Raw genomic sequence first — 15,084 nt, 5'->3', positions numbered from 1 at the left:
CCAGATATCCGACCAATACGCCGTGACGAGGGAGGCCAGGGCCGCGGCTGCCATGCCGGTTACGCCAAGTGTCCCCAGCCCCATAAGTTTCCAGCGCGTCACCTCGGCCGTCACTTCCTTGACGCTGGTCATATTGGCATTGAGCTTACTGACCGCGCTCTAGGTAGCGCTCACACGCTCCACCAGCTCGTCGGTTCCCTCCTCCACGCTTGGTTCGAGCTAGTCTAACACGTGCGGACGTTCTCGGGCTCCGATCCTCTCCAAATCAGATGAGCTTCACCTATGCATGACGCTCCCTAGAGAGCCCTGCTCTGTCAGTGGGACAGCTATACGAACTCCACCAGCCGCGGCTTCAGGAGATTTCTGCGAGAGGATTCCAGAGATTTGGGCCTCTCCTGATGCCACGCGGTCGGCGAGTTCAGGCAGCGATCAGTACCGTGCTCTCCGGCGACCAGTTCAGCACAACTTCCTGGCCCTCGGCCAGCCTTTCGGCACCTGTATTCTGCACGATCACCTTTAGCGTCTGGGCACCGCGTTCGACGAAATAGGTGCTGTTGTTGCCGGCGAAGATGCGCTTCGAAACCTGGCCCTTGAGCGTGTTGGCATTGGCGTGATCAGACTTCCCCGCGCCAGTCGAGATCTGGATGCGCTCCGGCCGCACGGCGCAGCTCGCCTTTGCACCCGTGGGCACGGACGCGCCGACAGAGGCAGCGATCGCTGTGCCGTCCGGTAGCTTTATGCCGTTGGCGGTCGCTTCGCCGCGCAAGATGTTGGCGTCGCCGAGGAAGGTCGCGGCGAATTCGCTTTGCGGCCGGTCGTAGATTTCTTCGGGCGGCCCCTCCTGTACCAGCCGGCCGTCGCGCAATATGCCGATGCGGTCGCTCATCGTCAGCGCCTCTTCCTGGTCGTGGGTGACGAAGATGGTGGTGATGCCGATCTCGCGCTGGATGCGTTTCAATTCGATCTGCATGTCGACGCGCAGCGCCTTGTCGAGCGCGCCGAGCGGCTCGTCGAGCAGAAGCACGCGCGGCTTGGTGACGATGGAGCGTGCCAGCGCCACACGCTGCCTCTGGCCGCCGGAGAGTTGATGCGGCCGGCGGCCGCCGAGCTTGCCGAGCTGGACGAGGTCGAGCGCGCGCTGCACTTCCGTGGCGATCGCCGCCTTCGCTTCCCCGCGCACCGAAAGGCCAAAGGCGACGTTGTCGGCGACGCTCATATTGGGAAACAGCGCATAGTTCTGGAACACCATGCCGATGCGCCGCTTTTCGACCGGCACGCGCTCGACGCTTTCACCGCCGATGGCGATGCGGCCGGAATCCGGAAAGTCGAAGCCGGCGATTTGGCGCAGCAGGGTCGTCTTGCCGCTGCCCGAGGGGCCGAGCAGCGCGTAAAAGCCGCCATCGGCAAAATCGATCGAGACATCGTCCAGCGCCTTGTGCGCGCCGAAACTGCGGGAGAGGTTAGCTACCTCGACGCCGGCCATTATTTCTCTCCACCGAATTTGAAGAAGCGTGCCGTCAGCAGCATCAGCGCCATGGATACGACAATGATGATCGTCGAGACCGCATTGATCTCGGGCGTGAAGCCTTTGCGGATCGCGGCATAGATCTCGACCGGCAGCGTCGTTTGGCCGGGCGTCGACAGGAAATACGAGACCACGAACTGGTCGAACGACACGGCGAATGCAAACAGCCCGCCGGCGATCACGCCAGGCATGATCCAGGGCAGCGTGACGCGTATGGTCACCTGCCACTGGTTGGCACCGAGCGAACGGGCCGCCTCTTCGAGTTCCGGCGCGAAGGTCTGCAGCCGGGCAGAGACGACGACGATCACATAAGGCAGCGCCAGCGCCACATGGCCGAGCAGGATGGCGACGAGCCCGCGGCCGATGCCGACGCCGAAGAAGAAGATCAACATCGCCGTGCCGGTGATCAGCCACGGAATGGCGATAGGCGGGAAGAGCAGCGCCTGCAGGAATTTCTTGCCGCGGAATTCGTAGCGGTAGAGCGCGAGCGAAGCCATCACGCCCAGCACCGTTGAGATGATCGTGGTGATGACGGCGATCTCGATGCTGTTCCAGCTCGCCGCGATCAGCTGGTCGTTCTGCCAGAGCGAAGCGTACCAGTCCGTCGTCCACTCGAACGGCAATTGGTAAAAGGGCGACGTGTTGAACGACATCAGCGCCATGATGATGATCGGCAGATAGAGGAAGGCGAGCAGCAGTACGATGTAGAAGCGCCCGAGCCATTCGAGGATGCGCGTCGTCGCCATCAGCCTGCCCTCCGCAAAACTGGAGCGGCCAGCGCCAGGATGATCAGCACGACCGCCAGCAGGATGAAGGACAGCGCAGCACCCAGCGGCCAGTTGAAGACGGCGACGAACTGGTCCTCGATGACTGTGCCGTAGAAGGTGCCGGTGCGGCCGCCGAGGATGCGTGGCTCCATGAAGGAGCCTACCACCGGCACGAAGATCAGCGCTGAACCGGCGATCAGGCCAGGCATCGACAGCGGGATGATCACCCGCCACAGCACCTGCCGCCGCGTGGCGCCGAGCGACCGGCCGGCTTCGATCAGCGAGTCGTCGATGGCCTGCAGCGTCAGGTAACAGGTCAGAACCATGTAGGGCACGTAGGAGTGCACAAGGCCGATGATGACGGCGGGATAGGAATACATCAGATCGATGTTGATCTTGAACGGCAGCACCGCGTTGAGCGCCGTATCGAGAATGCCGCCTTCGCGCAGCACCATGGCCCACGAGAAGATGCGCACCAGCCCGTTCGACCAGAAGGGCAGGATGACGAGCAGGAAGATCGCCTCGCGGCTGCGGCCCTTCAGCACCTTGGCCAGCACATAGGCTGCCGGGTAGCCGATGACGACGCACCACAATGTGACCTCGAGCCCGAGACGCAGCGACGCGAGCAGCAGTTTCGAATAGAGGCTTTGCGAAAAGAAGGCCGCGTAGTTGCCGAGCGTGAACGACCACTCCTTCCCGGCCAGCGGCAGGTCGGTCATGAAGGAGAAGAACACCATGGCCGACAGCGGCAAGAAGATCGCCACCGTCAGCCACAGATAGGCGGGCAGGAGAAGCGGCAGGGCGGGCCTCAATCCACGGCGCGAACCGATCGCAAGCTGGTCAGCCATTTTGCCTCTCCTCCGAAAGACGCCCGTTACTTCACGTTGACCTTCAGCTCCTGCCATAGCGCCAAGTACTTCTCGCGCTGCTCGTCGGTGATCGGCGCCTGGAACTGGATGCGCTTGGCGACCTCCGGATCACCCATCACCTTGCGGTTGAAGGCATCCCCGGGCAGCGCCTCGACCGCCTTGGTGTTGGCGGAAACAGGAGCGCCGACCTTGGTGACCCATTCGACATAGAACTTCGGATCGATCATGTAGTTGATGAAGGCTTCGGCGCCGGCGACATTCTTGGAGCCGACCGGGATCGAGAAGGCGTCGAGCCAGGCGACCGAGCCTTCCTGCGGGATGACCAGCGAGACCGGCAGCTTGAAATGCGTCTTGGCGCGATCGGCCGAGCCGCTCCAATAGGTGCCGATGTCGATCTGGTTGGAGGCGACCATCTGGTTCCAGTCGTTCTCCGAGCTCCAGAAGGTCTTGATCTGCGGCATCAGCGAGGTGAGCTTCGCTTTGACCGCTTCCATATCCTTGATGTCGTTGATGTTCTGTCCCGAAGCCAGTGCACCGAACTGCACCGCCTCGACGGCGTCGTCGCGGATGATGACGCGCCCCTTATGGGCCGGGTTCCACATCTCGGCGATGCTGGTCGGCGGCTTGTCGAACGACTTCTCGTTGATAGCCAACGCTGTCAGGCCCCACACCCACGGCACGCCATAGACCTTGCCGTCATGGTCGAGCATCGGCGAACCGGCTTTGTCCTTGGCGATGTCGGCATAGTTGGAGAGTTTTGAGACATCGATCGGCTGGATCAGCTTGCCGGCCATAGCCTGGTCGTTGAAGGCGGCGTTGATCATGACGACGTCGTAGAGGCCGGGATTGGTCCGGATCTTGGTCAGCATCTCCTGTTCGGAGTTGAAGAAGTCGTTGACCACCTTGAAGCCGGTCGCCTTCTCGAAATTGGCGACCGCCCAAGGCTCGTCGGCGCCATAGCCTTTCCAGTTGAGCACATGCACTTCCTCGGCCGCTTGTGCTGCCAAAGGGAATGCACAAGCCGTGAAGGCTGAGACAAAGACGGCGGTCGCCGTCAGAAGCGCGGTCAGTCTTGGCATGCGCATGTTTTCTTTCCTCTCATTGTTTGCCCGGTTTGATGGGCTTGTTAAGTTGCAGTCGCTTCCTCCCGGCCATGCGCCGTCGTTGCTTGGTCGTGCTGGGTCAGGAATTCCTGGGTTTCTTCATGCGTGGGTGCCGAGGACCCGCCATGGCGGGTGACGGAAAGGGCCGCCGCGGCATTGGCATAGCGGGCCGCCTCGCACGGCGGCATTCCACGCGACAGCCCACTGACGAAGGCGCCGATATGCGTGTCGCCGGCGCCATTGGTATCGACGGCCTCCACTTCGAAACCGGGCACCGCGCGAGTGCCGCCATCAGCTATGCGCACGAGGCAGCCATGCGCGCCGGCGCGGATGACGACGCCATCGCCCCTGGGGCAGTGCTCGGCGAGCAATCGGATCGCGACGGTCTGGGCATCGCCGGGGCCGGCGATTTCGGCGGCCTCGTTGGTGTTGCAGCTCAGCCAGGTCGTACGCGCCAACACCCTGTTCAGGATTGGTCGTGGAATGTCGGCGATCACCGGTGTCGGGTCGAAGACCAAAGGAATGCCGGCCGGCAGCGCCTCGATCCAGTCGGCGAGCACATCCCGGCTATCGGGATAGCTCAGCGTGTAGCCCGAGGTGAAAACCCAGTCCCCCGCCATGATCGTGACAGGCGCCATCACGGCCGGCGTGAGCTGGCTCTCGGCCCCTGGCCACGAGACGAAGGTGCGTTCGGCGTCGCCGCTAATCATGGCGACGCAATTGCCGCTGTCCATCGAGGGCGACGGCGGCGTCAGCGTCTCGATGCCTTCGGCCGCGAAAGCGGCGCGCAGGAAGTCGCCGTCCGGCCCGGTGCCGAGTTGGCCGCCGAACACCACCTTCATGCCGGTGCGGCTTGCCGCGACCATCATGTTGAAGCCCCCGCCGGCAACCCGTGCGTAGCTCGTCGCGGTCTTTTCCGTGCCCGCCGCGGGCAAGGCATCGATGCGGTAGACGTAGTCGACCACGGCGCTGCCGACATGGACGAGCCGTCCCCTCATGCGGCGTCCTCCTTGCCTGGGCCAGTCTTGGAATGGCGCGCGGCGACCAGATCAAGAGCCAACGTGCGGACGTCCGCGACGTCGATACCATGCAGTTCGCAGATGCGATCCTGCGGCAGCTTCGACAGACCGGCGCAGGCGCCGGCCATGCCGGCGGCAATCGCCCCGATGGTGTCGGTGTCGCCGCCGAGATTGGCTGCGATGACCGCAGCCCGCCATGCATCGCCTTGCGCGACCTCCAGCACCGCGAATGCCGCCGGCACCGATTCCTGACTTGCGACGCCCGTGCCGACCAGGTCGACGATCAGCTTGATCGCTTCCTTCTCACCCTTGCCGCGAACAAGGTCCTGTGCCCAGAGGATGCGCGCGGCGATGTCGCCGCCGGTGACCCAATGGCCGAGCGCGGCGCCAAGTCTTGCCGCTGCGACCGCATGGCCGCAAGCGGCGCGCCAGTCGCCACCCGAAATACCGAGACTGACAGCGGCAGCGACTGCGGCAGCCGATGAAATGGCGATCGATGTATTGTGCGTGGCCCGGCAGGTTTGCGCGACCTTGGCGACGAGGGCATCGAGCGGCTCCGGCGGCACCATGATGCCGACCGGCGCGATGCGCATCGCCGCGCCGTTGGTGTCGCCGCCGCGGCCGGCATCGTCCGCGGGCACACCGCTGTTGATGGCGTCGATGGCGCGCTTGGTCGACGGTCCAAGCAGGTCGTAGCTGCCACGCGCCTTGACGTCGCGCTCCCAGTCGAGCAGCGCGTTGACCCAGCGCGCATGGTCGAAGCGCTCGCCGGACTCGACAAGGATGCGGCCAAGCAGCAGCGCCTGTTCGGTGTCGTCGGTGACCGTGCCGGCGGCCAGCCCCTTCGACACCGGGTGATCGGCGGCAGGCGCGACGAAATCCTCGACATGGCCGTAGAGCTCGGCGATGCGAGACGGCGACAGAAGTTGTGTCGGCATGCCCAGCGCATCGCCAAGCGCCCCGCCGATCAGCGCGCCCATTGCCCGATCCATCACGGCAGCGTCCGCCATGCTCAGAACTCCAGATGGAGCGCGAAATGCGCCGGATTGAGCAGGCTGGTGACGAATTCGATGGCGCGTCCGTCAGCGGCGCGCGTCAGGCGGCGTGTGCGCAGGAAGGGCGTGCCGGGCGCACAACCGAGTATCGCGGCGTCGGCAGCGCTCAGCATTTCGACGTCGACCCATTCCTCGCCATGATCGGGAACAAGCCCTGCCCCGCGCAGCGTCTGGTGCAGCGAGCCTTCGCGCAAGCCGCGCAGCGGTATGTCTTCCAATTCGGGCGACAGCGGCAGGCGGCTGCGCTCAATCGAGATGGCGTGGCCGTCATCGGCATTGGTGCGGGCGCGATCGACGGCGATGAAGGACCAACTCCCGACCCCGAGCCTGGCCGCAAGTTCCGCGTCCTCGATAATCTCGAGCCGCAATGTCCGGGTCTCGGCATTGGCGCCCGCATTGGCAAGCGCGCGCGACCAGCCGATCGCGTCATCGACCGGCATGCCGTCGAAGGTGACAAAGGATCCGATGCCGACTTTGGTTGTGATGAGCCCCCGGCTCGACAATTCTTCGAGCCCCTTGCGGACTGTGTTGCGACTGACGGAGAAGCGCTGGACGAGCTCGTTTTCGCTCTGCAGGCGGTCGCCGAACCCAAGCAGGCCGGAGCGTATCTCATGCTCCAGAACCGTCGCGATCTGCTCGGGCTTGCCCGTGCCGGGAGTGAGTTGCATCGCGCGACGGGCCATATCGATACCTGTTCAGTGAACCTGTATGATCCTGTGCAATAGTTTATCTGAAAACAACCGTCAACGGGGCACCGGGATTCGCAGCGAATCTGTTTCGGCCTGCACACACTTGGGATCTCGCTCCGCATCCTGAAAGGACCCGCAAACCAGCCTGCGGGCCTTTCCTTCTTCGCCTGCTAACGAATGCTGCTTTGGCCTCGCCATCGTCCTGGGCATTGCCGTGGGCCGGGCGCTCCGGTCATCGAAACAGAAACCGGCTCCGCCACCTTCGGTCCAATGCTTGAAAAGAAATGTCCCGATTGCGCAGAGCGTCGAGTTGGAGCGTGATCGCCCCTCCATCTGAATAATCATATTGAATTTGCCCGTGCTTAGATGATCCCGGACATTGCACTTAACCGGCAGGTTCCATTCCGTGCGAAGGTGGGCGGCGGTGCCGCCGAACATGATTGTTTTACGCGCTAGTGCTTGGTGCCATGTCCAGGCGAAGCGGCGAGTTGTCGATTATGCGCGACCGCCTCATACTCGGTGCCGAACGGGCTGGCGATAGCGGTTCCGTTTGGATCAAGGGTCACGGCCAGGAACGGCAATCCCTTCAATGGGGGCGCATAGACGACGAAGGCTGGCTTTTTGCTCATCGTCCCGGCTAGCACGTTGCACAATGAAAAGCCCGCCGGAGTCAGGGTAGCGGCCTATTCACCATTCCTTGACCATATCAGCACATGCTTAAAAGCGGACATGCTGGTATCTCGTACATGTCAAAAGGCCCCGGTGCACCCCATGCGCCGGGGCTTTTCACATAAATCCCCGATGGTAACGGGACTAGCGCCCTTCAGAAGATGCCCGTAACAACAGGATAACCCCAATCGCCGCAACGGCCAGGACCATAGCTATCTCGAAAGCGTGACCGAATTGTCAGTCATCTGGCAACACCCACAAAGGACAACAGCCCGGCCTGCTCATCGTGTGACACAGGATCCCGCAGGCCGGGCCGTACGCCGGCTTTCGAGGGCACGAGCCGGTGAAGGTTGAGCATGTTCCTAAGTGGACCTGTTCGCAATGGCATGTCCGAATGCGTACAAAATTCCCGTGCCCCTGTCACCGACAGAATCCTATGATCCGGTTGGGTGTACAATCGCCGGCTTTAACGTCCTCTAGGCACGATGGTGAGCTTTGGCGCGTGGGCTTTCCGAATAATTTTGGCGGCTTCACGTGTCGTGATGCCGCACTTGCGAGCATAGTAGGCGGCATCCGTTTCAAGCTCGCCTTCCATCGGGATTTCAATCACCTTTTTTGCTTTGTTCTTGGCATTCTACCCACAACGCAAATCATACCACAAAATGGCTTTGGCACATGCGCGGCGCCCCTTCCAGGGGCCGCCTAAGCTTCGTCGCAGCTCTGTTTTTTGCCAGCAAGGGAGCTTCGCGCACCGGTGATGGCAGACTGTCGCTGCATCCGGATAAGTGGCGACCGATGACTGAGTTTACGCTGATATCCAGCTTAGCGAACGGCCGCGCGTCAAATTGCCAACGGCTCGTTAAGCAAGGGGTAACCACGACACACAGGCTAGCGGAACGTGAATGAACGAACCGGATGGGCGGCGGTTAAGCTCGTGCTTCCAAAGAGGACCACGTCTTGTTCGCGACCGCCTTCGCTTTGCTGATCTCATTCTCGGTCAGCGTTGTCCTCCTTTCATGGGCCGCGCCGATCACCGCGCAAGCCATATCTTTCGACGTGCAGAAGTCCATCGACGGGTGGCAATTGCGTCAAACAGTCTCCGACGCGCCGCACAGGAGAGGCAAGTGATGCTATGACCGCTGGGTCGGGATGACCGTCTCGGCCATGCTGGAAAACCCGCCCCGGCATCAGCCGAGGCGAGCTCCCTCCGTTCCAATGCTTGGATTGGGCAATCGACAGGCGTCCAACCCCAAAGCGCAGGGAAAGTTCCACCGCTGCGCGGGCTGCCGAACCAGAGCCGCCTGCAAATCTTGCAGCGGCTACAAGGATGCTATCCAGGATCGTTTGAGGGGGAACAGCCTTGTCTAGGAACGCTCTAACAATGTTAGCCCGGAATATTCCCGCTCCTCCGAGCGGCTATCCAGCGGGTCCTGCTGGACAAGCGAGAGCGCCACGGCCGTCACGTCAGACGCCGGCGCCGGCCGCACCAGCCTCCGGTGCACCCCGACGTACCACCACCGATGGCGGGCGTTCTTATCCGCCGCTGTCCTGCACGGCCGAGGCGCCGTTCGGACCTGGCGGCTCGCTGCGGCCGCAACGCATCGCTCTTGACGCAGCCGCCCGATGCTCGCCACTGCCATTGCTTCTCACGCTCGCGCTCGAGGCGGTAGACTTCGGGCAAGAGCTTTTAGTTGCGTCTAATCTATCTTGGGCGTGGGCGCGGCCGGCGCTGCAGGCAGTCCCCGTGGGCCCGCCTCACTGGCGGAGAAGCGGGCCCGGCCAGGTCTTGGGGGACCTGACCAGCAGCACGGGCGCTGCCGCCTTTCGAACCTGCCAACGAATATCAGGTTCCTATACGGTGCAAAAAAGCCGGCGTCATGATGAACCCGGCATCGAGCACCGTTTCACGAACGCTGCCAGTCTCTTCCTCGATTTCGGCGCTGCTGATCGCGATTGCCTTGGCGTCCGCGAAAAGCTTCTGGATCGCCTCGGCAATCGAAATTACGTCGGCACTGGGGGAGGCCTGACAGTTGCTGCCTAGCCATTTGGCAGAAAATTGACGCCGCGCGTGCTCATTTCCCAAGAGGCCGCAAGCGCATATTAGATTCCGCTAGAATACAAGGGCGCTGGGATCAAACGGAACCAAGATCATCCGGCAGGTTCATCTACGTCAGCCCCTCTAAGGTACCGGCAACGTCGACAACGAAATTGCCTGTTATCGCCGATCGGCCGACCCCTTAGTACGTTCGGATGCTTTGTGCGAGTGCCTTAAAGAGCGCATAACACTTAGCCGGCGAGACGACGCAGCCCCCTGCTAGCTCGCTGTTAGGCGCGGCGTCCTCCCGGGCAACTCTCCTTCTTGGATGCCGAGCCGGCATGCGGTTTGCCACGCCGGCGTGCGAGCGTTCAAGCTTGAGATCGAGGCTAAAGCCTCTGCAAGCTACCGCACCTCGCCGGACACCGCGTTCCCCAGGCCAAAGCGCCGCTGTGCCGAAGATCACGCCGATTCCGAGTGCCCCCAATGATCGTGGGCAAGCGCTGGCTATTGCTTATCTCGAAAATCGAGCAGCTTGGCGTGGCGGAGTTTCTCCTCGCCCTTCAGGAACCGCACGCGGCCAACGAGACCTGGCTTCAGCCACTCCGCCTTGTCGCTCTTGAGCCCTTTCGGGACCGGCCCGCCTACCTTCCCCTGCACCCGGTCCCACAGGCGCTGGCGCTTGTCGGCTTTGAAAGTGACGAATGCGCCGCCGGCGTAACGGCCCTTGTCGGCCATCAGCACCATCAAGGGTTTCCCGCTCTCGCGCTGCACGCCGATGATGTCCATCTCCTTTTCGGCATAGCACTTGATCTTGCGCCAGTTCATCGTCGGGCCGCTGCGGTAAACGCTGTCCTTGCGCTTCGATACCACGCCTTCAGGCCGGCCTGGTCCACTAGGTGGTAAACGGCCGCGCCAGTGCCGGGCTCGCTTCACTGAACTGGATACGGCCGCTGGCCGGAAGCAACTCCTGCAGGATCTCGCGACGGTCTTCCACCGGCAGGTTCCCCAGGTCGTGTCCGTTGAGGTGGAAGAGGTCGAACGCCACCAGATACAGGTCGCGCGAGGGCTTGCGGCTGGTGACGGCTGATTGCAGCACGTGGAACTCCGACAGGCCCGCTTCGTTGATCGTAATCGCCTCGCCATCGATGATGAAGCTTTCCGCCTCGATAGCCACGGCCTCCCCAGCAAGTTGGATGTAGCGGTCCAGTCGTAGCCGTTCTTTGTGATCAGCCGAATCCCGTCTTCGTCCTTGATGGCCTGGGTGCGGTATCCGTCGAATTTGATCTCATGGAGCCAGTCATCGCCCTGCGGTGGCGTGTCGACCAGTTCCGGCTCCATCGGCTTGATGAACTTCAGACGCATGCACCGACTCATGCAAATGCACGCGGTTCAATCAGCTTTAGCTAAAATAGTTCCGGAACTTTTCAGGTAGCGGGATGTTGCCACCGCCATGACAAAGCTATCCGACCACGGACCACCAATCGAAGGCAAGCCGCACGAAGGCGAGCCCGACGCAGAGCGTTTCTATTTGTGCAAGATCTGCGGTCAAGCGGTCGACATGTGCGATCTTCGCCAGGTGATGTGGCACGAGCAGCCGGAACATGAACCGCTGGAGCAGGAGACCGCAGCGAAGATTCTCGTGTTTCCTCGACGGAAATAGGAAAGAAGCCCGCTACCTTTCGGCAGCGGGCCAGTCCAACAGTCGTGGGAACATGCACCGGAATGGGAGAACCGACGGTGCAACCGCGAAGTGTTTCGACGCAACAATGTTCCACACGGCTCGCGAGTTTAGGACGCTGTGCTCAAGCTCTGGCCGCCTTATGAAAGCAACGGTGTTGAAGAATGATGGTCCGCGCTCCGGCAATCGAAGAAACGTGTCCTCCGGCGTGCAACCAAGCGAAGATGCGGTGACGGAACGGCCCTTAACCGATCCACGGGCCGAGGCGCTGGCCAGGGCGATCATCGCCACGGTTGATAAGCTGACCTATGACGGCTGATCCGCCCGGCCAGCGAAATCTTAACGGATCGTTGACCGCGCTGTCCTATTCTGAGACAGCGCGGTCAGATCCCAACCGGACTGCGCAGGCGGCTCCGGCAACCCAGCGACCCATCGCACAGTCGGAGCCGCCACCACACTCCGGAACAAATACCAGCAATGGTTGAATCAACCGTTACTGAAGTTGTTGAAACTAGAGTTATCGGCTATTCCGCTCCGCCAGGTGGCGCGCCCAGTCTGAAAGCGTGAGCGCGCGAGAACAAATCGAGACAACGGAACCATCTTCCACGACGGTCAAGGCACGGAGTGTCAGAACGCGCTTCGATCGCGTTCACCACAACTTGTGGCGCGACATGAGGGCGGGGGTTTGGCTTTCGAGCGAGCATCGTTTTCAACTCGAGGCGAAGCGGTCATCGACAGCGAGACATAGGAGTTCGGCATGAACGATTACAATGATCAGAAGGGCGCAAAGCCAGAGGACGTGCGGGCCGCTCTGAGGGGCTGGGCTTTTTTCGTGGTCATCACGACCGTTGTTTTGGCGTCGCCTATACCCTGATCGAGATGTAATGGCGGGCCCGACCCAGCTCCGCCCTCAGGTCATTAATAAAAGCTCGACGGCAGAGCCAGCGGACTTGGAGTAGCTCAATGACCAGTCATGGTGCGGCCGCTCGTCGCTTCGGTTATTTCTTCCGCAGCTCTTTGACAATATCGAGAAAAGCTCGCAGTGCGGGCGGTACGGCTCGATGTCCAGGGTAGTAGACCGCAACTTCTTCTGGAGCTGGCACCCACGCGGTCAGAATTTTACGCAAACTGCCCTCGGACAAGGCCGCCTCGGCGGCCCAATCGGCCACGTAGGCGATGCCCAGACCCTCTCTTGCAGCTTCGACCATCAGCTCTTCGTCATCAAGGACGATGGTGCCGTTTGCCTCGAGTGCGAGCTCCTGGCCCGCGCGCTCGAACTCCCATCGATAAAGCTTGCCGCTGGGCATGCGGTGACCGATGCAATGGTGGCGCCGCAATTCCTCGGGGGTTCCCGGCTCGCCGAAGCGATCGAGATAGGCGGGCGAGGCGACACAGATGAATGTCAGCGGGCGCGCAAGCAACACGGTGATCATGTCCTTAGGCACCGATCCAAGGGGGCGCACGCCGGCATCGAAGCCGCTGGACACGATGTCTATGAGTCGCCCATCGACGACAATATCCACAGTCACGTCAGGGTGCAGCTCCGCCATCCGGGGGAGAGCCGCGCGAACCAGATGGCCAGCCACCAGCCGCGGTGCATTAATGCGGACTGTTCCCGCAACTTTGCCCCGAAAACCCGCGACGCTGTCGAGCGCCTCGTCCAGTGAGGCAAGCGCCGGTTGAAGGCGCCCAAGCAATTGGTAACCTGCTTCCGTCGGCGAAACGCTGCGTGTGGTGCGGTTCAGCAGGCGCACGCCCATACGTTCCTCGAGCGCTCGCATCGCATGGCTTAACGTCGAAGGCGCCGTGCCGATCTCGTCAGCGGCGCGCCGGAAATTGCGGTGCGAGGCAACGGCCACGAAGGCAGTAAGGTCATTGAGCGAAGGGCGAGCCATTGATGGGGATTTTGCATCATCCCATGCCGATTTCAACGGCTAACACACGCAATCCGATTGCTTACCTCTCACTCGAGGCGGCTCAGCTCTGACCCGCTGTCGCACCGCACCAAGATTGAGAGGAACTGAAATGCCTGCAAGGAATGCCGTTTATCCGGCCAAACGCCACGCGTTATACGATATTCATAGATATTCCGCCGCCATTCGCTCGGGCGACCTTCTCTTCGTATCGGGTCAGGTCGGGAGCCGCAACGACGGCTCGCCCGAGCCCTTGTTCGAGGATCAGGTTAGGCGGGCCTTTGCCAATCTGCGCGAGGTCTTGGCCGCCGCCGGATGTAGCTTCGATGACGTGGTCGACGTCACCACCTTCCACACCAAACCGGACGAACAGATCGAAACGGTGCTGGCCGTCCGGGCCGAAGAGATCGGCCAACCTCCCTATCCGAACTGGACGGCAGTTGGCGTCAACTGGCTTGCCGGCTTTGATTTCGAGATCAAGGTTGTCGCCCGGATCCCGTCGACGACCAGCGGCCGGTCGGCTGACAAATGCTGATCGAATAATTCGCTCGGCTGAGGCTTCAGCGTCGCTCGACTGGGTCGAACAGAGAGCCTGCTTTTGCTCTCAGAGCGGGCTCTTTCTTGATCTGCGGAGCGACCATCTCAGAATGGGCTTAGCATCAATGGAACCATCGGGCGATTGAACCCTTCCTCATACGAGGAGCCCGTTTATGAAATTTGATAAAGTCGACGTTCTTGAAGCTGGCTGGCTGCTGGCAGTTCCATTGTCGCTCGCGATGGTCCTCTTAATGGCCGGGCTGGTGTTGAGTTGATGGGCCACAACGCTCGACCACACACTCCTAACCTGACGACGCTCGCTGGCCGTCAGAGACACCAAGGCCGCGCGTCGGCATTGCAAGACTATGGTGGGCTTTTTCGACGTGCTTTTCGGCATCCTTCGGACCGGGCATCAGCTTCGCTGCAGAACCAGCGCTCCCCGCTGCCAGTGGAGATCGCCGTCCGACCGTGAAGCTGGCATACCCGCTTAGCCCACCGTGGGCGCGACGGGTCTAGGGTAAAACGTGGCGCTTCCAAATTCCGGTCTTATGCAGCAAACGGACCAAACAGCCCTTCAGCTACTTTTCGCCAGCAAGAGCGCTTCGCGCACCAGCGATGGCAGACTGCCAACGCCAAGCAAATCGATAAGCTCGCGAGCCTGGCCATGGGTGATGCCGGTTTTGTCGACAAGCCAGTTGGCGTGCTTTTCCTTGGCGGACCGAAATTTTCGACTCATCGCGTTCGTTCATGGCAAATGCTCCATGGCGAAAGCGAGAGGTATCCCTAGTGAAAGTAGCTCGCAAGCCGGCGTAATGAATCGTACAAATCAGACAAATCGGCCTTGGGGCCCGGTCCTTAAACGACATTGGGTTTGTCAATCCGATAATCGCCAAAGAGAGAGCGGGACGTTGGTGCGTTTGCTGCATGACCGCAAAATTCTATAAATTTGCATTATCGAGCACCCCCTGACCTTGAGATTGCCGCAGGGCATTCATGGCAAGTTGCACGATGAGATCTCTTTCGAGGCGGAGGGCGCTTACAAGGGCGGGAAAAGGCGCGTCAGATCGCGCTGTTCCGACCAAGGAGCAAAAAGCCCGCCACCTTCGGCAGCGGGCTCCTCGATGAAACTGCCGTGGCTATGGAAAGGCACTGCCGGTAATCAGATGCGTTGCCGATCACGCAGATTCTGCACATAGACATTGATGATCAGTGCGACGAGCAG

18 protein-coding genes are annotated in these 15,084 nt (G+C 61.5%); 4 read left to right on the top strand and 14 right to left on the bottom strand.

The features are described from left to right. The 9 genes from O7A60_RS31030 to O7A60_RS30990 all read right to left on the bottom strand — a co-directional run. Positions 1–132: DUF1515 family protein (locus O7A60_RS31030; RefSeq protein WP_337109471.1), on the bottom strand; the 132-nt coding region annotated here is incomplete at its 3' end. A gap of 286 nt (positions 133–418) precedes the next feature. After that, positions 419–1,483: an ABC transporter ATP-binding protein gene (locus O7A60_RS31025; RefSeq protein WP_337109470.1), complete on the bottom strand. Its 1,065-nt coding sequence runs from the start codon at positions 1,481–1,483 to the stop codon at positions 419–421. Continuing rightward, positions 1,483–2,271: an ABC transporter permease gene (locus O7A60_RS31020; RefSeq protein WP_337109469.1), complete on the bottom strand. Its 789-nt coding sequence runs from the start codon at positions 2,269–2,271 to the stop codon at positions 1,483–1,485. The genes O7A60_RS31025 and O7A60_RS31020 overlap by 1 nt, the downstream gene beginning before the upstream one ends. Further along, positions 2,271–3,140 carry an ABC transporter permease gene (locus O7A60_RS31015; RefSeq protein ID WP_140883364.1) on the bottom strand — a complete coding sequence of 290 codons (870 nt, stop codon included), beginning with the start codon at positions 3,138–3,140 and terminating at the stop codon, positions 2,271–2,273. Before O7A60_RS31015 ends, O7A60_RS31020 begins: the two co-directional genes overlap by 1 nt. A gap of 26 nt (positions 3,141–3,166) precedes the next feature. Next, complete coding sequence (locus O7A60_RS31010; protein ID WP_337109468.1) at positions 3,167–4,246, bottom strand: ABC transporter substrate-binding protein; 1,080 nt, start codon at positions 4,244–4,246, stop codon at positions 3,167–3,169. Between the two features lie 41 nt (positions 4,247–4,287). Beyond that, on the bottom strand, positions 4,288–5,262 hold the full coding sequence (locus tag O7A60_RS31005) for a PfkB family carbohydrate kinase (protein ID WP_337109467.1): 975 nt from the start codon (positions 5,260–5,262) through the stop codon (positions 4,288–4,290). Continuing rightward, positions 5,259–6,293 carry an ADP-ribosylglycohydrolase family protein gene (locus tag O7A60_RS31000; protein ID WP_337109466.1) on the bottom strand — a complete coding sequence of 345 codons (1,035 nt, stop codon included), beginning with the start codon at positions 6,291–6,293 and terminating at the stop codon, positions 5,259–5,261. Before O7A60_RS31000 ends, O7A60_RS31005 begins: the two co-directional genes overlap by 4 nt. Positions 6,294–6,295: 2 nt before the next feature. Continuing rightward, a complete protein-coding gene (locus O7A60_RS30995) occupies positions 6,296–7,021 on the bottom strand; it encodes a GntR family transcriptional regulator (protein ID WP_140746944.1) in 726 nt (241 codons plus the stop codon). A 458-nt stretch (positions 7,022–7,479) separates the two neighbouring features. Next, complete coding sequence (locus O7A60_RS30990) at positions 7,480–7,656, bottom strand: hypothetical protein (protein WP_337109465.1); 177 nt, start codon at positions 7,654–7,656, stop codon at positions 7,480–7,482. Positions 7,657–8,653: 997 nt separating this feature from the next. Here O7A60_RS30990 and O7A60_RS30985 point away from each other — a divergent pair. Continuing rightward, on the top strand, positions 8,654–8,824 hold the full coding sequence (locus O7A60_RS30985; RefSeq protein WP_337109464.1) for a hypothetical protein: 171 nt from the start codon (positions 8,654–8,656) through the stop codon (positions 8,822–8,824). A 715-nt stretch (positions 8,825–9,539) separates the two neighbouring features. Here O7A60_RS30985 and O7A60_RS30980 read toward each other — a convergent pair. The 3 genes from O7A60_RS30980 to O7A60_RS32065 all read right to left on the bottom strand — a co-directional run bounded on the left by O7A60_RS30980 (position 9,540) and on the right by O7A60_RS32065 (position 10,908). After that, the gene (locus O7A60_RS30980) at positions 9,540–9,779 is read right to left on the bottom strand and encodes a DUF768 domain-containing protein (RefSeq protein WP_337109463.1); all 240 of its coding nucleotides are present in this window, start codon (positions 9,777–9,779) and stop codon (positions 9,540–9,542) included. 459 nt (positions 9,780–10,238) lie between these two features. Then, positions 10,239–10,604 carry a hypothetical protein gene (locus O7A60_RS32070; protein ID WP_415926879.1) on the bottom strand — a complete coding sequence of 122 codons (366 nt, stop codon included), beginning with the start codon at positions 10,602–10,604 and terminating at the stop codon, positions 10,239–10,241. A 22-nt stretch (positions 10,605–10,626) separates the two neighbouring features. Then, positions 10,627–10,908, bottom strand: coding sequence for an ATP-dependent DNA ligase (locus O7A60_RS32065; protein ID WP_415926878.1), 282 nt, complete (start codon positions 10,906–10,908; stop codon positions 10,627–10,629). A gap of 276 nt (positions 10,909–11,184) precedes the next feature. On the opposite strand from O7A60_RS32065, the gene O7A60_RS30970 reads away from it, so the two are divergent. Together O7A60_RS30970 and O7A60_RS30965 are read left to right on the top strand one after the other, a co-directional pair. Continuing rightward, entirely contained in the window at positions 11,185–11,394 is a 210-nt protein-coding gene (locus O7A60_RS30970; RefSeq protein ID WP_337109462.1) for a hypothetical protein, read from the top strand. A 160-nt stretch (positions 11,395–11,554) separates the two neighbouring features. Beyond that, the gene (locus O7A60_RS30965) at positions 11,555–11,731 is read left to right on the top strand and encodes a hypothetical protein (protein WP_337109461.1); all 177 of its coding nucleotides are present in this window, start codon (positions 11,555–11,557) and stop codon (positions 11,729–11,731) included. Between the two features lie 679 nt (positions 11,732–12,410). Here O7A60_RS30965 and O7A60_RS30960 read toward each other — a convergent pair. Next, positions 12,411–13,307, bottom strand: coding sequence for a LysR family transcriptional regulator (locus O7A60_RS30960; RefSeq protein ID WP_337109460.1), 897 nt, complete (start codon positions 13,305–13,307; stop codon positions 12,411–12,413). A 130-nt stretch (positions 13,308–13,437) separates the two neighbouring features. Here O7A60_RS30960 and O7A60_RS30955 point away from each other — a divergent pair, with 130 nt between their 5' ends. Beyond that, positions 13,438–13,860 (top strand): RidA family protein, encoded by a 423-nt coding sequence (locus O7A60_RS30955; protein ID WP_337109459.1) that lies wholly within the window; start codon positions 13,438–13,440, stop codon positions 13,858–13,860. Between the two features lie 576 nt (positions 13,861–14,436). Here the strand turns inward: O7A60_RS30955 and O7A60_RS30950 are convergent. Beyond that, a complete protein-coding gene (locus tag O7A60_RS30950) occupies positions 14,437–14,598 on the bottom strand; it encodes a hypothetical protein (protein WP_337109458.1) in 162 nt (53 codons plus the stop codon). Positions 14,599–15,084 lie beyond the last annotated feature (486 nt).

The sequence above is a fragment of the Mesorhizobium salmacidum (SeqCode) genome (assembly GCF_037179605.1).
GTDB classification, from domain to species: Bacteria; Pseudomonadota; Alphaproteobacteria; order Rhizobiales; family Rhizobiaceae; genus Mesorhizobium; species Mesorhizobium salmacidum.
The sequence above is the reverse complement of the archived record's forward strand: the minus strand, read 5'-3'. Positions and strand labels throughout refer to the sequence as shown.